We start from the raw sequence: 20424 nt of genomic DNA on the forward strand, positions 1-20424 counted from the left end.
CCCTCATGTGTCCGCATGCAATAGAGGACGAGACGCCGGCACCCGACGGCGAAAGCTGCTCCCTGTGCAGCCCGTCCCTGGACGACCTCGGCGTCCGCCTTCACGACGGGACCGCCACGCTGCGCGTCTGGTCGCAGAACGCGTCCGCGATCGAGCTCGTGATCTTCGATGAGACCGACCTCGACTGGGAGACCGCTCAGCTCGCGCTGGAGCGCCGGCCCGGAGGCGTCTGGGAGATCACCACCGAGCTCCTGCAGCCGGGGACCCGCTACGCCCTGCGCGTGGATGGAGCACACAGTCCCGGCAACACGTTCAACCCCGAGACGCTGCTGCTCGACCCCTACGGCCGGGGCCTCGCCCAGGGCGACGGCTACGAGGAATGGCGCTCGGTCGTCATCGCCGACGGATTCGACTGGGGCGACGTCACCAAGCCGCAGACCCCCCTCGACCGCACCGTGATCTACGAGGGCCACGTCAAGGGACTCACCAAGCGCCACCCCGGCGTCCCTCCCGCCCTCCACGGCACCTACGCCGGAGTCGCGAACCCCGCGATGATCGAGTACTACCGCGAGCTCGGCATCACCGCGGTCGAGCTGCTCCCGGTGCAGGCGTTCGCGTCGGAGCCGCGACTTCTGGACCGCGGCCTGACGAACTACTGGGGTTACAACACCCTGAACTTCTTCACGCCGCACACGGCCTACGCGACCGAGGAGGCGCGCAAGGGCGGCCCGGAAGCCGTGCTGCGCGAGTTCAAGGGCATGGTGAAACTGCTGCACGAGGCCGGCATCGAGGTGATCCTCGACGTCGTGTACAACCACACGAACGAGGAGGGCATCGGCGGTCCGCGCACGAGCCTGCGCGGCATCGACAACGCCCTCTACTACCGCCAACAGCCGGACGGCAGCTACATCGACACCACGGGCTGCGGCAACACCCTGAACACCGCGACGCCCGCGGCGGCCCGCCTGGTGCTGGACTCCCTGCGCTACTGGACGACGGAGATGCAGGTCGACGGGTTCCGCTTCGACCTGGCCACCGCCCTCGGCCGGGACGAGGGCAACGCCTACACCCCGGAGCATCCGCTGCTGCAGGCGATCAGGACGGATCCCGTCCTCGCCGGTGCGAAGATCATCGCCGAGCCCTGGGACGTGGGCCTCGGCGGCTGGCAGACCGGCAACTTCCCCACCGGATGGAGCGAGTGGAACGACCGCTACCGGGATCGCGTCCGCAACTTCTGGCTCAGCGACATCGACTACGCCCGTCGCGCCTCGGCGCCGACCGGCATCGGCGGATTCGCGAACCGCCTCGCCGGATCCGCGAACACGTTCAGTGACGAGCGCGGCCCGCTCGCCAGCATCAACTTCGTCACCTCGCACGACGGCTTCACCCTGCACGACCTGGTCTCCTACGACGTCAAGCACAACGAGGCCAACGGCGAGAACAATCACGACGGCGCCGACATGAACCGCGCCTTCAACCACGGCGCGGAGGGACCCACCGACGACCCGGCCATCCTCGCCGCGCGGCGCAAAGCCATGCGCAACCTGCTGGGCACCCTGATGCTCTCCGCCGGGGTGCCGATGCTCACCGCCGGAGACGAGTTCGGGCGCACCCAGCGCGGCAACAACAACGCCTACTGCCAGGACTCGGCGCTCAGCTGGCTGAACTGGGAGCACGAGCCGTGGCAGCAGGACCTTCTTGCGCACGCGACGCTGCTCACCCGGCTGCGGGACGAGAATCCGGCGCTGCGCCCTCTGCTCTACGCCCGTCTCGGTGAGCACATCCCGAACGCATCCGTCATGGACTGGTTCGATCAGGACGGCGAGACGATGGAGGTCGAGCAGTGGAACGACCCCCGCAACCGCACGCTGCAGTACGTGGCAGCCTCCACGCCCGACAAGGAGGCGTTCAACCGCATCCTGCTGATGGTGCACGGCACGGAGTCGCCGATCGATGTGCGCCTGCCCGCCCTCGAGGGCGTGACGCGCTACGTCTCCCTGTGGTCGAGCGCGGATGAGCGTCCCTCGGCGGTCGAGACCGTGCACCGTCCGGGCGATGTGATCGCACTGCCCGGCACGTCGATGCGACTGTTCCGCGCGGAGTGACACGCCCGTTACCTCTTCCGACCTCGGAGCGCGGTAGGTTCGGGGTGTGTCCGAACGATCTGCCGCACAGTCCTCATCCGATGCTCTCCGCAGCACCGCGCAGATCCCGGTGCGCGCCCTGCCCGACAACGATGCGGCGGACGCGCAGACCACGCGCATCCCTCTCGCGGATCCCTCCCCCGCGGCCCCTGAGGGCTTCCATCCCAAGGCGTTCGCCGGCGAAGTGATCCCCTTCCGGGTCGTGGCCTTCCGCGAGGGCCACGACATCATCGGGGTGCATCTGCGGCTGCGCACCCCGAACCACCAGGAGAGCCTGCATCGGCTCACTCCGCGGGGCGACGGCACCGACCGCTGGCAGGTCGATGTGGCCCTCGACGAGACGAACGCGTGGACGTTCCGCTTCGAGGCGTTCGCCGACGAGTTCGCCACGTGGGCGCATGCCGCGGAGCTGAAGATCGCGGCAGGGGTGGACGTCGCGGTGATGCGCGCGCTCGGGGCGCAGCTGCTGACGCGCGCGGCGAAGGACAAGTCCCGTCCGAAGCCCGAGCGCAAGCGCCTCGCCGCTGTCGCGGAGGGGCTGAGCTCCCCCGACGGGACCGCCGAGGACGCTCTCGCCGTCGCGACCGATCCGGGGCTCGCCGCCCTCTTCGCCGAGCGTCCGCTCACCGCCCTGGACTCGGCGACGCCCTGGCAGACGATCCTCGTCGAGCGCACGATCGCCGGGGCCGCGGCCTGGTACGAGTTCTTCCCGCGTTCCGAGGGCGCCGTGCGCACGGCCGACGGCACGATCGCGAGCGGCACGTTCGCCACCGCCGCCGAACGTCTTCCCGCAGTCGCCGCGATGGGCTTCGACGTGCTGTACCTCCCGCCGATCCACCCGATCGGGCGCCTCAACCGCAAGGGGCCGAACAACTCGCTCACCGCCGGGCCCGACGATCCGGGCTCGCCCTGGGCCGTCGGCGCCGCCGAGGGCGGCCACGACGCCGTGCACCCCGATCTCGGCACTCTCGCCGATTTCCGCGCGTTCGTGGAGAAGGCGGAAGCACTGGGTCTCGAGGTCGCCATCGACCTCGCGCTGCAGGCGGCCCCCGATCACCCCTGGGTGAAGGCTCACCCGGAGTGGTTCACGGAGCTGCCCGACGGCACCATCGCGTACGCGGAGAACCCCCCGAAGAAGTACCAGGACATCTACCCGCTGAACTTCGACCGGGATCCGGTGGGCCTGTACACGGAGGTGCTGCGCATCGTCGAGCACTGGATCGCGCAGGGCGTGAAGATCTTCCGCGTGGACAACCCGCACACCAAGCCGCTGCGGTTCTGGGAGTGGCTGATCCGCACCGTGAACACGAAGCATCCCGATGTGGTGTTCCTCGCCGAGGCGTTCACCCGCCCCGCGCCCATGCGAGGTCTCGCCGCCGTCGGATTCCAGCAGAGCTACAGCTACTTCACCTGGCGCAACACCAAGGCGGAGCTGGAGGAGTTCCTGCTCTCGGTCTCACACGAGACGGCGGACTACATGCGTCCGAACCTGTTCGTGAACACCCCTGACATCCTCACCGAGTACCTCCAGTTCGGCGGGCGCGCGGCATACAAGATCCGTGCCGCGATCGCCGCGACCGGCGCTCCGCTCTACGGCGTGTACGCCGGATACGAGCTGTACGAGAACGTGGCCCGGCCCGGCTCCGAGGAGAACATCGACAACGAGAAGTACGAGTACAAACTGCGCGACTGGGCGAAGGCCGAGGCGGAGGAGCGTTCGCTCGCCCCTTACCTCACCCGGCTCAACGAGATCCGTCGCGCGCACCCTGCGCTGCGTCAGTTGCGCAATCTGCAGCTGCACTGGAGCGACGATGACGCGGTCCTGGTGTTCTCCAAGCGCCTGGACGCGCCGTTCACCGGCACGGGCTCCAGCGACACGATCGTCGTCGTCGCGAATGTCGACCCGCACTCCGTGCGGCAGACCACCGTGCATCTCGACACTCTCGCTTGGGGTGTCGAGCCCGGAACGGCGTACGAGGTCGAGGACCTCGTCACCGGATCCGTCTGGACCTGGACGGATCACAATTTCGTGCGCCTGGACGCCTTCACGGAGCCGGTGCACATCCTCCATGTGAAGGGGCAGCCATGATCACCACTGCGATCGATGAGGCTGTGCTCGAGGCGGTGGCCTCGGGCTCGCACCACGACCCGCACTCCGTGCTCGGAGCGCATCCGCAACCCGAGTCGGGCGGAAGACGCATCACGATCGTGCGCGCACTGCGACCTCTTGCCAAGGGCGTCTCGGTGCTGCTCGACGGCGGCGTCGAGGTTCCCCTCACGCATCTCGCGGAGGGGATCTGGGAGGGCGAGGTGACCGGCCCCACCGGCGCCTACAGGATCAAGGCGACCTACGGCGATGGTCCCGACTGGATCTCCGCCGACCCCTACCGGCACGCCCCCACCATCGGCGAACTCGATCTGCACCTCATCCGCGAGGGTCGCCACGAACGCCTCTGGGAGGCGCTCGGTGCGCACCCCCGCTTCATCGACGGCGACCAGGGCACCGCATTCGCCGTGTGGGCGCCGCACGCGAAGGCGGTGCGGATCGTCGGCGACCACAACAAGTGGGACGGACGCCTCGACGCGATGCGCTCGATGGGCTCCAGCGGCGTCTGGGAGCTGTTCCTTCCCGGCATCGACGTCGGCGCGCACTACAAGTACGAGATCCTCACCCCGCACGGCGACTGGATCCTCAAGGCGGATCCGATGGCGCAGCTGGCCGAGACACCGCCCGCCACGGCCTCGATCGTCACCCGCTCCGAGTACTCCTGGGGCGACGGCGCCTGGATGACCCGCCGAGCCGCGACGCACGCCGTCGCACAGCCGATGAGCGTCTACGAACTGCACCTCGGTTCCTGGCGTCCGGGTCTCGGATACCGCGACATCGCCGACGAGCTCATCGAGCACGTCACCGCGACCGGATTCACCCACGTGGAGTTCATGCCCGTGGCCGAGCATCCGTTCACCGGCTCCTGGGGCTACCAGGTGACGGGCTACTACGCCGCGACGCACCGCTACGGCGAGCCGGACGATCTGAAGTACCTCATCGACCGGCTCCACCAGGCGGGGATCGGCGTGATCATCGACTGGGTCCCCGGCCACTTCCCCAAGGACGCCTTCGCGCTCGCCCGCTTCGACGGCGAGCCCGTCTACGAGCACCCGGACCCGCGCCGCGGCGAGCACCGGGACTGGGGCACGCTCATCTTCGACTACGGCCGCAACGAGGTGCGCAACTTCCTCGTGGCGAACGCGCTGTTCTGGCTGGACGAGTTCCATGCCGACGGGCTGCGCGTGGACGCGGTCGCCTCGATGCTGTACCTGGACTACTCCCGCAACGACGGCGAGTGGGAGCCCAATGTGCACGGCGGGCGGGAGAACCTGGAGGCGATCCGGTTCCTTCAGGAGGTCAACGCGACCGCGTACCGCAAGCATCCCGGGATCGTGATGGTCGCCGAGGAATCGACGAGCTTCCCCGGCGTGACCGCGCCCACCGACCACAACGGCCTCGGCTTCGGGTTCAAATGGAACATGGGCTGGATGAACGACTCGCTCGTGTACATCGAGCGCGACCCGCTGTACCGCTCGCACCATCAGGGTGAGATGACGTTCTCGTTCGTCTATGCGTTCGGGGAGAACTACATCCTGCCGATCAGTCACGATGAGGTCGTGCACGGCAAGGGCAGCCTGCTCTCGAAGATGCCGGGCGACCACGCCGCCAAGCTCGCGAACGTCCGCGCGTATCTCGGCTACATGTGGGGGCACCCGGGCAAGAACCTGCTGTTCATGGGCCAGGAGTTCGGCCAGCTCTCCGAGTGGTCCGTGGACCGGGGCCTCGACTGGTGGCTGCTCGATCAGCCGTCCCATCGTCAGCTGCAGGAGTTCGTGGGCGCGCTGAACAGCACGTACCGGCAGAACGCGCCGCTGTGGGAGCGTGATCACGACAGCAGCTCGTTCACCCGGATCGGCGCGCCGGACTGGGATCCGAACATCGTCGCGTTCGTACGCCGCGACGCGCACGGCGGGCATCTGGCGGTGATCAGCAACTTCGCGGGCTCCACTCGGCACGGTGTGCGGCTCGATCTGCCGCTGGCGGGAGGTTGGACCGAGGTCCTGAACACCGACGCCGCCGAGTTCGGCGGGCACGGCCAGGGCAATCTCGGGCTCGTGTACGCCGCCGATGTCGAGAACGGCTCCCCGCAGGCGACGCTGACCATCCCCGCCCTGTCCACGATCTGGCTGCGGCATCAGAAGGATCCGCATGTGCCGATCGTGAGCAAGGGCTGAGACGATTCCGCCGGTGTCGACACTGATCAGTGAGAGACACCGAACGGAGCCGGCATGGCACACGACGCACACGACAGAACGCTCGTCGCACGTGCGGCTGCGGGGAGCGAGACCGCCTTCCGCACGCTGTACCGCGCGTACGTCCGCCCCGTCTACTGGATCGCCTACGGCATCCTCGGCGACGCCGGCGATGCCGAGGACGTGACCCAGGAGGCGTTCGTCGTCGCCTGGCGCAAACTGCCGGACCTCGAGCTGGCCGGCGAATCGCTGCTGCCGTGGCTGGCGACGATCTGCCGGTTCCAGGCGGCCAACCGGCTGCGCCGGCGTCAGCGAGATGCCGCGCACACCGCCGCGGGCATGGACGAGCAGGTCCCCGCGCTGATCGACGTCGAGCAGCAGGTCATCGCCGCAGAGTTCGCCGACCGCATCGCCGCTGAGCTGGGCGGCATGAGCGTGCTGGACCGGGAGATCTTCCGGCTCTGCGCGACCGAGGGCTGGGACTACCGCGCCGCAGCCGCCGAGCTCGGCGTCGGGCATGGCGTCGTCCGCAACCGTCTCTCCCGCGTGCGCACCCGCCTGCGCGGCGCTGTGACCGAAACGGAGCCCGCATCATGACCATCACCCCGACCGAGCTGCCTCCGCTGTCCGACGAGAGCGTGGACCGCATCGAGGAGGCCGTCTTCGCGCAGATCGCCGAGGAGCGCGACGCCGGGAAGGCACGCTCCGCCGCGGCGCGTCACCGCACTCGCCGCCGTGGATGGCTGACCGCGGGCGGCATCGCCGCCGCGTTCCTGGTCGGCGTTCTGGTGACCCCCGCGATCCTGAACGCCACCGGATCCCTCTCCTCGGGATCATCCGGTTCCGCCGCGTCCGCGCCGTATGACGCGTCGTCGGGGGCGAAGCCGCTGACCGGAGCCGCCAAGGATCTGGCGCAGACCTCGGAGGGCGCCACGTCCGGCGCGGCGGGTGGCTCCGCCCCCGCGGCAAACGCGCCGCGCGACGTCATCCGCACCGGATCCGCCACTGTCCAGGTCGACGACGTGCGCAAGGCGGCCGATGCGCTGGCCGCTCTCGCGAAGAAGCACGGCGGCTTCGTGGAGAGCCAGCAGATCGGCTCCGCGCAGGCACCTGTGCCGACCGATGGCGGGATCGCTCCGCCAGCCACAGGAGACGGCTGGGTGACTCTGCGCGTGCCGGCCGCGGACCTCGATGCGGTGATGGACGCACTGCGGACGCAGGGCACGGTGCTGGCGACCTCGGTGGGCACGAACGACGTGACCACCGCGACCACCGACTTGCGCGCCCAGATCGATTCGCTGACTGCTTCCGTCACGCGCCTGACCCAGCTGATGTCGCAGGCGACCTCGGTGGCGGACCTGCTCACCGCCGAGACCGCGCTCACCGACCGTCAGACCCAGCTGCAGTCGGCCCAGCAGCAGCTGAAGGATCTCGAGTCGCAGGTGGCGATGTCCTCGGTACAGGTGACGCTGGTGCGCGAGGCTCCCGCGGCGGCCGACCCCGCCGGTTTCGGCGATGGTCTCGCAGCCGGCTGGAAGGGTCTCATCATCTCCCTGAACGCCCTCGTGATCGCGCTCGGCTTCCTCCTGCCGTGGCTGGCACTCGCGCTCGTCGTCGCGCTCATCGTCTGGGCGATCGTGCGCGCACGCCGGACCCGGCGCGACCGCCCGGTCGTCGCCGAGAGCGCACGGGCCGACGACATGAGCTGAGCCGCCGCTCCGCGCGCGGGCTCGCGGGCCTCGACCCACGCCCGAGTGAGCCGCAGTCAGTAAGCGCGGGCGACGACCGCGACCAGATCCGTCTCCGACGCCTGCGGGTCGGGCAGGCGGCCGTCGCGCGTCTGCAGGCAGCGCACCGTGATGGCGTCCCGGTTCAGCTCCTTCTCGCCGGCCTCGCCGAGTGCGCTCCAGTCGATGACGGCGAATCCGGTCCGGGCGGCTTCCCGAGCCTCGGCGATCGTGGACACGCGTGCGGTGCGGTCACCCAGGCGGGTGCGAGCGGCGGCGAAGAGGTCGGCCTGGATCTCGTCCAGCAGTGCGGGTACGCGCTGGACGGCCTCGGTCCAGCGGGACCGCTGCTTGCCGGCACGGTCGCGGCGCACGACGGTGAGTTCTTCGGCGTCCAGATCCCGCGGCCCCACCTCGATGCGCACCGGCACGCCTTTGAGCTCCCACTCGGTCGCGCGCCGGCCGAACCTCGTCTGCGTGCGGTCGTCGAGCCTCACGCGGACACCGGCGGCCGTGAGGTCGGCGACGATCGTCTGCGCCGCCGCGAGGGTGCGCGCGTCCTCCTTCACGACGAGCACGACGACCTGGTGCGGCGCGATGCGCGGCGGCAGGACGAGGCCGGACGCGTCCCCGTGCGACATGATGAGCCCGCCCATCATGCGGGTGGACGAGCCCCACGACGTGGTCCAGGCGGTCCGCGCGACGCCCTCCGCGTCGGAGAACGTGATGCCGAACGCGTTCGCGAAGTTCTGCCCCAGCTCGTGCGAGGTCGCCATCTGCAGGGCCTTGCCGTCGCCCATCATGGCCTCGCAGGTCATGGTGTTGATCGCTCCCGCGAAGCGCTCGGACGGGGTCTTGAAGCCGGGGAGCACCGGGATGGCCAGCACGTTCTCCAGGAAGTCCTTGTAGACGTCCAGGTGGATGCGGCGCGCATAGTCCGCAGCATCCTCCCGCGTGGCGTGCGCGGTGTGCCCCTCCTGCCAGAGGAACTCGGTGGTGCGCAGGAAGACCCGGGGGCGCATCTCCCAGCGGACGACGTTGGCCCACTGGTTCAGCAGCAGGGGCAGATCGCGATGCGACTGGATCCACTTCGCCATGACCTCACCGAACAGAGTCTCGCTCGTCGGACGGACGACGACCGGCTCGGCGAGCTCCTTGCCTCCGGCGTGGGTCACCACGGCGAGCTCGGGGCTGAAGCCCTCGACGTGCTCGGCCTCGCGCTCCAGATAGGACTGCGGGATGAACAGCGGAAGATAGACGTTCTCCGCACCGGTGGCCTTGATGCGCGCGTCCATGGCGGACTGCATCCCCTCCCACATCGCGTAGGAGTACGGGCGCATGACCATCGTGCCGCGCACCGGACCGTTGTCCGCCAGTTGCGCCTTCTCCAGGACGTCCTGGTACCACTGGGGGAAATCGTTCTCGATCGACGCGAGAATGCCCTGTCGCTCAGCCACGTTTCGAGGATACCGAGGCGTACCCGATCCGGAGACGACGAAAGCCCTCGGCGAACCGAGGGCTTTCGTGTGCTGTCTGTGACCCCAGCGGGATTCGAACCCGCGTTACCGCCGTGAGAGGGCGGCGTACTAGGCCGCTATACGATGGGGCCGTCTTGGCGATCCGTTTCCGTCTCGCGACAACCGTTCAAGTATGACATGACGCTCAGCACCCGCCAAATCGAGCCCGGCTCGACGCGAACCCCGGGTGTGTCGCGGCCCCGCGGGATTACGCTCGAGGAATGCGCATCACCAAGCATGAGCACGCGGCGCTCCGCGTCGAGGACCACGGGCAGACTCTGCTCATCGATCCGGGGAGCTTCACACTCCCCCTGGACGACCTGCAGCACCTCGTGGGCATCGTGATCACCCATGAGCATGCCGACCATTGGACTCCCGACCACCTGGATCGCATCCTGCGCGACGCGGCCGGAACGCCGATCTTCGCGCCCGCCGGCGTCGTGCGCGCCGCGGAGGGATACGAGATCACCGAGGTCGCTCCCGGCGACACCGTGACCGTGGGAGACTTCACGCTGCGCTTCTTCGGCGGCGTGCACGCCGAGATCCACTCCTCGATCCCGCTCGTCGACAACGTCGGCGTGCTGGTGGACGACGAGCTGTACTACCCCGGTGACTCGTACGCCGTCCCGGAGGGTGTCACGGTTGGCACCCTCGCCGCACCTCTCGGCGCCCCCTGGCTGAAGATCGGGGATGCGATCGACTTCGTGCTCGCCGTGAAGCCGCGCCGCGCATTCGGCACGCACGACATGACGCTCTCGGTGATCGGTGCGACCATGCACCGCGCACGCCTGAAATGGGCCACCGAGCAGGACGGCGGCGATTTCGTCGAGTTGAATCCCGGCGACGACCTCGAGGTCTGACCGCGGTCATCCCTCCGCACCGGCGCGCGGGGACGCTGCGGCGTTCCGTCTCGAGACGACGGCGACCGCCGCCGAGGACGCGACAACCGCCACCAGAGCTCCGAGCAGGATCGCGGCTCCCTCTCCGGGCAGCAGTGCGCGGGTCTCGACGCCGAGCGCGACCGCGGCGACGGGGACGCCGAGCTGTCCCGCTGAGGCCACCGCCTGCGCCCAGGGCAGGCCGGTGATGCGCCCTGCGAGGTGGGCGATGACCGCCGCAGCACCCAGCACGAGACCGAGCAGGATCATCTGCGGGTGGGATCCGAGATCGCGCAGATTGATCGAGGCGCCGAGCCAGACGAAGAACAGCGGCCCGAAGAATCCCTCGGTCATGCCGAACAGCTGGCGGGCCAGTCGACGAGGCTGACCGACTGCAGACAGAACCAGCCCCAGGGTGAAGCCCGCCATCATGACCGAGACGTGCGTGAACTGAGCGATCCCGGCCAGCCCGAACAGGGCGAGCAGGCTGAAGCGCAGCTCGAGCGCGAACTGACGCGACTCCGACACCTCGTGCAGGACGCGCAGACGATGCGTGCCGACCCGGCGCAGCAGCACCACGAGCAGGACCCCGACCACGGCGATGCCCAACCCGCCGAGTGCGACGAGCGGCACCCTCTCGGGTTGCAGTACGAGAGGGAGCGCGACGATGCACGCGACATCGGCGATCGCGATCTGCGCGATCAGCTGCGCGGCGGAATCGGCCGAGATGTCCAGGGACTGCAGCATGGGCAGCACGAGCGCCGCGGACGAGGATGCGATGAGCACGGCGTAGACGGCGCCGTGCGACGTCGCGAACAGCAAGGCGGTCCCGACGCCCAGCGCCACGGCGACCGCGGCCACGATCGCGGCACCGCCCGCTCCGCGCCCCACCGCCGCGCGCACGACGGTGTCCCGGACGGGGATGTGCGAGCCGATCACCAGCATGATGAGACCGAATCCGAGCTGGGCCAGCAGCGTGAACGTCGGCTCCGCGGCGTCCACCCAGCCGAACCCGGTCGATCCGATCAGGAGTCCTGCGGCGAGCTCTCCGGCGATCACCGGGATCCGCCAGGCGCGCCTCGTGGAGAGCAGGGGACCGGCGAGTCCCACCAGCACCAGCAGCGCGAGCGTCGCGAACGTCATGCGCACACTTTAGATCCGCCGGTCCGAGCGCTCCGGGATCCGGAGGCCGCGACTTGCCGCCCTGACGCCGCGACGCTCAGCCCGCGAGGACACCCTGCGCCTCGCGCACCCGGATCGCGCGCTGCTGATGGTCGCGCTGCTCGAGCACGAGCCGTCGGAGGGCGGCAGGGGCCTCAGGGTGCGTGTCGAGCCAGCCGTCCACGAGCTCGGTGGTCTCCGTCTCGGGGTAGAGCCCGATCACGAGGCGCCGGGCGATCTCGATGGAGCGCTCGCTCCAGGCCTCCTCGATGCGCGAGAAGTACTCCACGTCGAAGACCTCGACGAGATCGCGGCGCCCGCCTGCCCCGAAACCACGGATGGTGGCGTCGAGGTGATCGTTCGTGAGCGTCAGGTCGCCCCAGGCCGCCCGCCAGTCGGCGGCGCGCACCGCGGCGCTCGGCGTCGACGCCGCCGCGGCGAGTGCCGCCGTGCGTCCACTCGCGGTGTGGTCGCGCAGCTGCTCCTCGGTGATCTCCTCCGCCCCGGCGTGGCCGGTGGCCACGAGTGCGGTCAGCAGCACCCAGCGCAGATCGGCGTCCATGGGGAGTCCCTGGGGCCCCGCTCCGATCAGCAGGGTGGAGACGTCGAGACGCCTGCTGTCGTCGAACGCCGCCGCCGCGGCGAACGCGCGCGCCCAGATCAGCTGGGCGTCGCTGCCGGCCGCAGCACCGCCGAGTGCCGCCCAGGTCGCATCCAGCCAGGTGCGCCGCGCATCCGCCCGTTCGGACTCGGGCAGATAGTGCCCGATCGCGGACGGGGCGTTCAGCACCACCCCGCCGAGCAGCGAGCTGTCGGTCTCCCGGGGCGCGTGCGCGACGACGATCTCCAGGTACTTCGCGACGGCGAGCTCGCCGTCGCGCGTGGCGTTCCACAGCGCCGACCAGATCAGGCCGCGCGCGAGCGGGTCGTCGATCCAGGAGAGCCCGCGCTCGACGGCGGACAGCGAGCGCTCGTCCAGCCGCGCCTTCGCATACGTGAGGTCGCCGTCGTTGAGCAGAACCAGATCGGCATCGGGAAGGGCGACGGGAGTCCGCTCCTCGGCGAGGTCGACCGGGATCCGCTCGCGCACCACCAGCGTGTCGCCCTGCAGGTCGTACAGGCCGATCTGCAGCCGGTGCGGTCGCGGGTCGGTCTGCACGACCACGGCGTCACCGTCCGCATCGCGCTCGATGCTCAGCGTGCTCATGCCGGTGGTCTGCAGCCATGCCTGCGCCCAGGCCCGCATGTCGCGGCCGGACGCCTGCTCGAGCTGGACCAGCAGGTCTTCGAGCGTGGTGTTGCCGTACGCGTGCCTCGCGAAGTAGCGGCGGGCGCCCTCGAAGAACGCGTCCTCGCCGACGAACGCGACGAGCTGCTTGAGCACGGCGGCCCCCTTCGCGTAGGTGATCCCGTCGAAGTTCAGCTTCGCGGCCTCGAGGTCCGGGATGTCGGCGACGATCGGATGCGTGCTGGGCAGCTGGTCCTGCGTGTACGCCCAGGCCTTGCGCCGGTTCGCGAAGGCCACCCAGGCGTCGGTGTACTCGGTCGCGGCGACCGACGCGTGCGAGCCCATGTAGTCCGCGAACGACTCCTTGAGCCACAGGTCGTCCCACCACTGCATCGTGACGAGATCGCCGAACCACATGTGCGCCATCTCGTGCAGGATCGTGTTCGCCCGCGCCTGCCGCTGGGCCCGGGTCGCGGCGCCCCGGTACAGGTACGACTCGGTGAAGGTGACCAGGCCCGGGTTCTCCATCGCGCCGATGTTGTACTCGGGCACGAAGATCTGGTCGTACTTGCCCCACGGATACGCGAAGTCGAACGCCTCGGCGAAGAAGTCCAGGCCCTGCCGCGTGACCTCGAGGATCTCGTTGGCGGCGAGGTGCTCGGCCATCGACGCCCGGCTGAGCACCGACAGCGGTACGACGACGTCGTCACGGCGCCACTCCGACGACACGCGCGCATAGGGACCCGCCGCGATGCAGGTCAGGTAGCTGGACAGCGGCAGCGTCGGCGCGAACTCGACCGTCTGCGCTCCGTCGCGGGTGCTGGTGGCGACGGGCGACTGGTTCGACAGCGTCTCCCAGCCCTCCGGCGCGGTCACCACGACCGTGATCGCCGCCTTCATGTCGGGCTGCTCGAAACACGCCATGAACCGCCGGGCGTCGGCCGGCTCGTCGTGCGTGTACAGGTAGACACCGGCGTCGACCGGATCGACGAACCGGTGCAGCCCCTCCCCCGAACGGCTGTATGCGCCGGTCGCGCGGATGACGACGGTGTTGTGCGCTACCAGACCGCGGAGCCGGATCCGCGCGCCGTCCCATTCCACATCGCGGGACTGCCCGTTCACCACGACCTCGTGCACGGCCTCGCCGAGGAAGTCCGCCCAGGTTTCGGCGGTCGTCGCATCGAATTCGAGCGTCGTCGTCACGGGGAACCCCGTGTTCGCGGCGTCGAGCGCGCCGGTGACGTCGAGCTCGAGCCGGATGCGGTGCAGGTCGACCGCCGCGGATCGCGCGGCGGTCTCGGTGCGGGTGAGGTTGGCGGTGCTCATGCTTCCATCGTTCCATGCCCCGAGCCGGTGCCGGGGCGCGCGGACGCTGTGCCAGCATGGTCGCATGACAGAGCAGCCTGGTCGTACGACAGAGCAGACCGCCGCCCTCCCCGAGCGGAGCAGGATCGTGCAGGAGCACGTGCGCGCCGCGGGACTCGCTGCGCAGGTGCGGGAGCTGCCCGATTCCGCACGTACTGCCGTCGAGGCCGCCGCGGCACTGGGCTGCGAGGTCGGGGCGATCGGTTCCAGCCTGCTCTTCCTCGCCGACGGCGAGCCCCTGCTCGTGATGACCAGCGGCCGGCACCGCGTCGATCTCGGCCTGCTCACTGAGGCCGTGGATGCGAAGTCGGTGGCGATGGCGCCCGCGGCGACCGTGCGGGAGGTGACGGGGCAGGCCATCGGAGGCGTCGCGCCGGTCGGCCACCCCGCTCCGGTGCGCACCGTCATCGACGCCGCGCTGCGCGACTACGACGTCGTCTGGACCGCCGGAGGCACCCCGCACACCGTCATGCCCCTGTCGTTTGCGGAGCTCGTCGCGCTCACGGGCGGCGAGGTCGTGGTCGTCGCGGAGGACTGAACCCGCCCCCTTTGCGGGCTCCGAGGCGTGATCCAGGAGGCGTCCAGACTCGATCCCTACCGTGGAAAGGGATGTCACAGAACGGTAACAGCAGGATCAGTTCTCTCGACGGACTCCGCGGTCTCGCCGCCGGGATCGTCCTCATCCACCATGCCTCGCTGATCGCGGAGCCATGGATCGATCCTGCCGGCTGGGCCCTGCTGACGCAGTCCCCGCTCAAGCTGCTGCTGGCCGGATCCGAGGCCGTCATGGTGTTCTTCGTGCTGTCCGGGATGGTCGTCGCCCTGCCTGCACTGCGGACGGGCTTCTCCTGGGCGCGGTACTACCCGGCGCGCCTGGTACGGCTGTACGTGCCGGTGATCGCGGCACTGGGCTCCGCCGCGCTGCTGGTCCAGCTGATCCCGCGCGATGCGTCCACGATGCCCGAGGACTCGTGGATGCAGGACGCGCAGGCGACCAGCGTGTCGGCCGGCGACGTGCTCTCGCAGATGACCCTGCTGCGATCGGACTATCCGATCGACAACGTGCTGTGGTCGCTGCGCTGGGAGCTGTTCTTCTCGCTGCTGCTGCCGCTGTACCTCTGGGTCGCGCTGCGCGTGCGCCGGTTCGCGATGCCCGCGGCCGCGCTGGCCGTCGTCCTCATGTTCCTGGGACGCACGACGGGCAACTCCGCGCTCGCCTACCTGCCCGTGTTCCTGCTCGGCACCCTGATCGCCGTGCGTTTCGCGGATCTGCAGACCTGGGCCGACCGACCGCGGGTGCGCCGGACCCTCCCCTGGCTTGCGGCGGCCGCCTCGGTCCTGCTCATCGCAAGCTGGCTGGCGCGTCCGCTCACCGGGGGCACGGTCGTGGCGGACGTGCTGTGGGCGCTCGCCGGTGCCGGTGCCGCGCTGCTCGTCGTGCTCGCCATCGTGTGGCCAGGCGCACACCGGCTGCTCGAGACGCGGACGATGCAGTGGCTGGGGAAGGTGTCGTTCAGCCTGTACCTCGTGCACGCCCCGATCCTGGCGTCGCTCTGCTACCTGCTCGGCGCGGAGCAGTGGTGGCTCGCGTGCCTGGTCGGGATCCCCCTGAGTCTCTTCGCGGCCGCACTCTTCCACGCGCTCGTGGAGCGGCAGGCACAGGATCTCGCCCGGCAGGTGGGCGGCATCGGGGCGGCGCTCGCCGAGCGTGCGCACGTCAGCCGGATACGCGCGGCCCGACGAGCAGTGCTCGCCCGCGCGGAGTAGGCCCGCGCCCCCGAGGTCAGGAGCGGACGGCTGCCTCGCGCCGCTGCCGGCGGCGGGACACGGCACCGTAGATCGCGCGCAGCACGGCTCTGGCGCCGAACCGTGCGGCGATCCCTGCGGCGCCGAACGCGCACGCGATCAGCACCGCCCGTGGATCATGCAGATCGACGTCGAACACCCTGGATCCGAACGGGGTGAGGATCACGGCGAGCATGCCGCCGATCATGGCGCCGACGAGCCCGATCTTCCACGGCCGGAACGGACGGGCCACGCTGATCAGTACGAAGAACGCGACGATCACGAGGGCCAGGAACGCCGTCGACGAGGTCAGTTTGCCCTCGGCGTGGTCCGTGCCGAACACGGCACGTGCGGTCAGATACGCACCGTAGGACGCGAGCGCCGCGCCGATGCCGCCAGGCACGGCCGCATCGAGCACCCGGCGCACGAAGCCGTCCTGCGCGCGGGCCGTGTTCGGGGCGAGGGCGAGGAAGAACGCCGGGATCCCGATCGTGAACCACGCGATGAGCGTGACGTGCCGGGGCAGGAACGGGAACGGCACCGCGGTGACGGCCACCAGCAGCGCCAGCAGGATCGAGTACAGCGTCTTGGTGAGGAACAGCGTCGCGACACGCTCGATGTTGCCGATCACGCGGCGCCCCTCGGCGACCACGTGCGGCAGCGTGGCGAACGAGTTGTCCAGCAGCACGATCCGCGACACGGCGCGCGCGGCCGGCGAGCCGGATCCCATCGCCACGCCCACATCGGCGTCCTTGAGCGCGAGCACGTCGTTGACCCCGTCGCCGGTCATCGCCACGACGTGACCGTCGCCCTGCAGCGAATGCACCATCGCGCGCTTCTGCGTGGGGGTGACCCGGCCGAACGCCGTGCGGCTCTGCACCTCCGCGTCGAAGTGCGCGGACTCGGGATCCAGGGTGCGCGCGTCGACGGCGTTGCGCCCGTCGGGCACGCCGGCCTCGGCGGCGATGGCGCCCACCGCGGCCGCGTTGTCGCCCGAGATGACCTTGATCGCCACGTCCTGCTCCGCGAAGTAGGCGATCGCACCCGGCGCCTCGGCGCGCAGCCGCTGGTCGAGGATCACGAGCGCGGTGGCGGTGAGTCCATCGGGGAGACCGTCTCCCGCGGCCTCGGCGCCCGGTAAGGCGGACGCGGTGCGCGCGAGAGCGAGCACGCGCAGCCCCTCCGAGGCGAGCGCGTCGGAACGGGTGCGGGCGGCATCGCCGACAGACAGCAAGACGTCCGGGGCGCCGAGCACCCAGCTCTCCACCGCGCCGGTCTCGGCATCCGCCGTCTGCATCGCCGCCCACTTGCGCGCCGAGGAGAACGCGATCGACGTCTGCACCGGAAGCGCCGGTACGTCGCCCACGTGCTCGAGGATCGCCGTCATGCTGGCGTTGGGCTTGCCCTCCGCGCGCCCGATCGCAGCGAGCGCCGCCTCGATGCGGGCGCCGTCGGTGCCGAGCCGTTCCACGGCCCCCACCCGCATGCCGTCCTCGGTCAGCGTCCCGGTCTTGTCCGTGCACACGACGTCGACCCGGGCGAGCTGCTCGATCGCAGGCAGGTCCTGCACCAGGCATCGCCGACGGCCGAGGCGGATCACACCCACCGCCATGGCGACGCTCGTCATCAGCACGAGGCCCTCAGGCACCATCGGCACGAGCGCAGCGACCAGCCCCCGTACCGCGCTGCGCCAGTCCTGTGCATGCCCCCAGATCTGGTTGATGATCGTGAGTACGCCCACCGGGATCAGCGCCCAGGTCACGTACTTGAGGATCTGGTCGATCCCGGCGCGCAGCTGCGAGGAGGGCTTGCGGAACTCCGAGGCCTCCTTGGCGAGCCGCGCGGCGTATGCGTGCTCGCCCACGGCCGTCGCGCGGAAGCTCGCGGATCCCGCGGCAACGAAACTGCCCGACTTGAGCTCGTATCCGGCTCCGGCGAGAACCGGCTCCGACTCCCCCGTGAGCAGTGACTCGTCCACTTCGAAGCCCGTCGCATCGAGCACTTCGCCGTCCACCGGGATCTGATCTCCCGCGGCGACGAGCACGACATCGTCGAGCACGAGGTGCTCCACATCGATCTCCGAGACACCCTCGGCCCGCTCCACGCGGGCCGGAGCCTTGCTCAGCAGCGCGAGCCGGTCCAGCGTGCGCTTCGCCCGGATCTCCTGCACCATGCCGACCACGCTGTTGACGATGATGAGCAGTCCGAACAGTCCGTCGATGAGGTAGCCGGTGCCCAGGATCAGCAGGAACATCACCAGGTAGATGCCGTTCACGCGGGTGAAGGCGTTCGCCCGGAAGATCTCCCCGAAGCTGCGGCTCGTGCGCGAGCCGATGACGTTGCTCTCGCCGCGGGACATCCTCTCGGCCACCTGTGTGGCGGTCAGCGGAGCACGGGTGATCATCCGCTCACGCTAACAGCGGACGCCCTCTCCTGGCGCAGGGCAGGCAGATAGCAGGCCGCGCCGAGGATGCTGAACACCCCGGCGACGATCGTCGCGGTCGCCGCCGACGTCGCTCCGGCGAACGCGGTCAGCACCAGCAGCCCGATGCTGTAGGCCCCGCCGGAGACCATGGAGTTCAACGAGAGCACCGTGGCCCGGGTGGACCGATCCGCCTCGCGGTGCAGGAGAGCTGCGTGCATGGGGCCGGCGGCGCCGTGCGCGAGATAGGTGAGTCCGTAGCCGATGAGCAGGCCGACCATCCCCGAGGAGAGCCCCATGAGGACGACGAAGGCTCCGTTCAGGATCCGGCTCAGGATCGCCGTCCAGGCCACTCCGATCACGCTGCTCAGCCTGCTGGCGAGCAGGGATCCGACGGCGAACAAGCCCCACGCGGCGGCCGATGCCGGCCCGAACACCGCGGCGGCCGCCGCTTCTCCGCCGAGCAGGTCCTCCAGCTGCACCGGGGTGAGCGTCTCGAAGGCGATCATCGCGACCGACCAGAACACCTCGACGAGCACGAGACCCGCCAGCACCCGGGAGCGCACCGCGCGGCGCAGCCCGTCCGCGATCGTCCGCGGGGCCTGCCGCGCGGCGTGCGCCATGGCCGGGAGCACCCGCATCGTTTCAGCCCCCTCCTGAGGGGGCTCCCGGACCAGCGCGATGACGAGGACCGTGTAGGCCGCGTACAGTCCGATCGCCACGACCAGCGGCAGCACGAGCGCGGACAGTCCGGCGAGCGGGTGCCACGCCACCAGGAGGCCGCCGACCAGCGCACCGCCGGCGATCGCGACGCCGAGCACGGTGGCGGCGCGTGCGAGGGGGCGCGCCACCTCGGCGTGCGGATCGTGCTCGTGCACGGCATCGACGAACCAGGCCTCCAGCGCCCCGGAGTCGAGCACGCGGAACACGCCCTGCAGAAGCAGCGACACGGCGAACAGCGCGAACGAGTCGGCGAGCAGGAACAGCACGGCGGCCACCACCGCGAGCACTCCGGACGCGGCGAGCACCGGGCGACGGCCGAGCGTGTCGGCGAGGGCGCCGGTGGGCAGTTCCAGCGCGAGCGCCACGAAGCCCTGGATGGCGAGGATGGATCCGATCTCGGCGATCGACAGGCCGCGCTCGAGCGGCAGCAGCACCGTCACCCCGAGCGTCACGCCGACCGGGAGCCAGCGCAGCGCCGAGAGCAGGAGCAGACGCCGCTGCGCCGCGGCGATCGCGACTCCGGCCGCGGCGCCTGCGACGCCGGCAGTCACGACTCCTCCGGCGGGTCGAGGTCGATCGGCGTGGACTGCACGACGACGTGCACCCGTCGCGACGCCCGGTCGCCCTCCCCGATGCGACGGTACTTCTCTGCCAGCGCCTCGAACTCGGCGTGGAACTCCGCGAGCTGATCCGGCGTCACCGTGAGCAGCACGTCCTCCAGTCCGAGGCGGTCGACCCACGCTGCGGGCCACGAGCCCTCAGCGTCGAGCCAGCGCTCGGCACGCGCGGCGAACTGCCGCACGTAGTCGCGGCGCAGCCAGCCCAACGCGGCCTGCGCGTCCTCGTCGTCGGCGAAGTCGGAGTTGCTCCAGGAGTGGTAGTCGGTGCTGGCTCGCCAGATCCGTCGCTTCCCGGCGCCATCGCCGGTGTCGGCGACGAGACCGACGTCCTCCAGGGCGCGGAGGTGATAGCTCGTCGCTCCCGTGTTCGTGCTCAGCGCCGCAGCGAGCTCGGTCGCGGTCGCGGGGCCGTGCACGCGCAGCTCACCGAGGAGGCGGGAGCGCAGCGGATGGGCGAGCACACGCACCGCGCGTTCGTCGAGGCGCATGCCGACGGGGTGTTCCGGAGTGTCCATGCCCCCATGCTTGCACGCACAGAATCTGTGCACAAGT

The 20424-nt window shown here is 70.2% G+C and carries 14 protein-coding genes and 1 tRNA gene; 8 read left to right on the plus strand and 7 right to left on the minus strand.

Annotated features, from left to right (window positions below):
• The first annotated feature begins 5 nt into the window (after positions 1–5).
• From glgX to ACTJI8_RS03375, 5 genes are all read left to right on the plus strand, one after another.
• A complete protein-coding gene (glgX, locus tag ACTJI8_RS03355; protein WP_440731981.1) occupies positions 6–2105 on the plus strand; it encodes a glycogen debranching protein GlgX in 2100 nt (699 codons plus the stop codon).
• A gap of 109 nt (positions 2106–2214) precedes the next feature.
• Complete coding sequence (locus ACTJI8_RS03360) at positions 2215–4233, plus strand: alpha-1,4-glucan--maltose-1-phosphate maltosyltransferase (protein WP_440732438.1); 2019 nt, start codon at positions 2215–2217, stop codon at positions 4231–4233.
• On the plus strand, positions 4230–6428 hold the full coding sequence (gene glgB / locus ACTJI8_RS03365) for a 1,4-alpha-glucan branching protein GlgB (protein ID WP_440731982.1): 2199 nt from the start codon (positions 4230–4232) through the stop codon (positions 6426–6428). The genes ACTJI8_RS03360 and glgB overlap by 4 nt, the downstream gene beginning before the upstream one ends.
• A 54-nt stretch (positions 6429–6482) precedes the next feature.
• Positions 6483–7043, plus strand: a complete 561-nt coding sequence (locus tag ACTJI8_RS03370) for an RNA polymerase sigma factor (RefSeq protein ID WP_440731983.1) — start codon at positions 6483–6485, stop codon at positions 7041–7043.
• The gene (locus ACTJI8_RS03375) at positions 7040–8155 is read left to right on the plus strand and encodes a DUF4349 domain-containing protein (protein ID WP_440731984.1); all 1116 of its coding nucleotides are present in this window, start codon (positions 7040–7042) and stop codon (positions 8153–8155) included. Before ACTJI8_RS03370 ends, ACTJI8_RS03375 begins: the two co-directional genes overlap by 4 nt.
• A gap of 56 nt (positions 8156–8211) precedes the next feature.
• Here the strand turns inward: ACTJI8_RS03375 and proS are convergent, their stop codons facing one another.
• Both proS and ACTJI8_RS03385 read right to left on the minus strand, forming a co-directional pair.
• Positions 8212–9630: a proline--tRNA ligase gene (gene proS / locus ACTJI8_RS03380; protein WP_440731985.1), complete on the minus strand. Its 1419-nt coding sequence runs from the start codon at positions 9628–9630 to the stop codon at positions 8212–8214.
• A 79-nt stretch (positions 9631–9709) separates the two neighbouring features.
• A tRNA-Glu gene (locus ACTJI8_RS03385) sits at positions 9710–9782 on the minus strand.
• 129 nt (positions 9783–9911) lie between these two features.
• Between ACTJI8_RS03385 and ACTJI8_RS03390 the strand changes: the two genes are divergently transcribed.
• Positions 9912–10550 (plus strand): MBL fold metallo-hydrolase, encoded by a 639-nt coding sequence (locus ACTJI8_RS03390; protein ID WP_440731986.1) that lies wholly within the window; start codon positions 9912–9914, stop codon positions 10548–10550.
• Between the two features lie 6 nt (positions 10551–10556).
• Here ACTJI8_RS03390 and ACTJI8_RS03395 read toward each other — a convergent pair whose 3' ends face one another.
• Both ACTJI8_RS03395 and pepN read right to left on the minus strand, forming a co-directional pair.
• Positions 10557–11711, minus strand: coding sequence for a cation:proton antiporter (locus tag ACTJI8_RS03395; protein ID WP_440731987.1), 1155 nt, complete (start codon positions 11709–11711; stop codon positions 10557–10559).
• Between the two features lie 76 nt (positions 11712–11787).
• Positions 11788–14283 carry an aminopeptidase N gene (pepN, locus tag ACTJI8_RS03400; RefSeq protein ID WP_440731988.1) on the minus strand — a complete coding sequence of 832 codons (2496 nt, stop codon included), beginning with the start codon at positions 14281–14283 and terminating at the stop codon, positions 11788–11790.
• 64 nt (positions 14284–14347) lie between these two features.
• Between pepN and ACTJI8_RS03405 the strand changes: the two genes are divergently transcribed.
• Positions 14348–14860: a YbaK/EbsC family protein gene (locus ACTJI8_RS03405; RefSeq protein WP_440731989.1), complete on the plus strand. Its 513-nt coding sequence runs from the start codon at positions 14348–14350 to the stop codon at positions 14858–14860.
• Positions 14861–14931: 71 nt separating this feature from the next.
• Positions 14932–16089: an acyltransferase family protein gene (locus ACTJI8_RS03410; protein ID WP_440731990.1), complete on the plus strand. Its 1158-nt coding sequence runs from the start codon at positions 14932–14934 to the stop codon at positions 16087–16089.
• A gap of 16 nt (positions 16090–16105) precedes the next feature.
• On the opposite strand, the gene ACTJI8_RS03415 is transcribed toward ACTJI8_RS03410, so the two are convergent.
• Genes ACTJI8_RS03415 through ACTJI8_RS03425 form a run of 3 tightly spaced genes read right to left on the minus strand, consistent with a single transcriptional unit; the run spans position 16106 to position 20387 of the window.
• Complete coding sequence (locus tag ACTJI8_RS03415; protein ID WP_440731991.1) at positions 16106–18511, minus strand: HAD-IC family P-type ATPase; 2406 nt, start codon at positions 18509–18511, stop codon at positions 16106–16108.
• A complete protein-coding gene (locus ACTJI8_RS03420; RefSeq protein WP_440731992.1) occupies positions 18508–19803 on the minus strand; it encodes an MFS transporter in 1296 nt (431 codons plus the stop codon). The genes ACTJI8_RS03415 and ACTJI8_RS03420 overlap by 4 nt, the downstream gene beginning before the upstream one ends.
• Positions 19800–20387, minus strand: a complete 588-nt coding sequence (locus tag ACTJI8_RS03425) for a helix-turn-helix domain-containing protein (protein ID WP_440731993.1) — start codon at positions 20385–20387, stop codon at positions 19800–19802. The genes ACTJI8_RS03420 and ACTJI8_RS03425 overlap by 4 nt, the downstream gene beginning before the upstream one ends.
• Between the last annotated feature and the right edge of the window lie 37 nt (positions 20388–20424).

Source organism: Microbacterium sp. 22303 (genome assembly GCF_052045265.1).
Lineage (GTDB): Bacteria > Actinomycetota > Actinomycetes > Actinomycetales > Microbacteriaceae > Microbacterium.

Coding starts and splice junctions, on each gene's coding strand:
- glgX (WP_440731981.1), top strand. CDS start 6: ATGTGTCCGCATGCAATAGAGGACGAGACGCCGGCACCCGACGGCGAA.
- glgB (WP_440731982.1), top strand. CDS start 4,230: ATGATCACCACTGCGATCGATGAGGCTGTGCTCGAGGCGGTGGCCTCG.
- ACTJI8_RS03370 (WP_440731983.1), top strand. CDS start 6,483: ATGGCACACGACGCACACGACAGAACGCTCGTCGCACGTGCGGCTGCG.
- ACTJI8_RS03375 (WP_440731984.1), top strand. CDS start 7,040: ATGACCATCACCCCGACCGAGCTGCCTCCGCTGTCCGACGAGAGCGTG.
- ACTJI8_RS03390 (WP_440731986.1), top strand. CDS start 9,912: ATGCGCATCACCAAGCATGAGCACGCGGCGCTCCGCGTCGAGGACCAC.
- ACTJI8_RS03395 (WP_440731987.1), bottom strand. CDS start 11,711: ATGACGTTCGCGACGCTCGCGCTGCTGGTGCTGGTGGGACTCGCCGGT.
- pepN (WP_440731988.1), bottom strand. CDS start 14,283: ATGAGCACCGCCAACCTCACCCGCACCGAGACCGCCGCGCGATCCGCG.
- ACTJI8_RS03405 (WP_440731989.1), top strand. CDS start 14,348: ATGACAGAGCAGCCTGGTCGTACGACAGAGCAGACCGCCGCCCTCCCC.
- ACTJI8_RS03410 (WP_440731990.1), top strand. CDS start 14,932: ATGTCACAGAACGGTAACAGCAGGATCAGTTCTCTCGACGGACTCCGC.
- ACTJI8_RS03415 (WP_440731991.1), bottom strand. CDS start 18,511: ATGATCACCCGTGCTCCGCTGACCGCCACACAGGTGGCCGAGAGGATG.
- ACTJI8_RS03425 (WP_440731993.1), bottom strand. CDS start 20,387: ATGGACACTCCGGAACACCCCGTCGGCATGCGCCTCGACGAACGCGCG.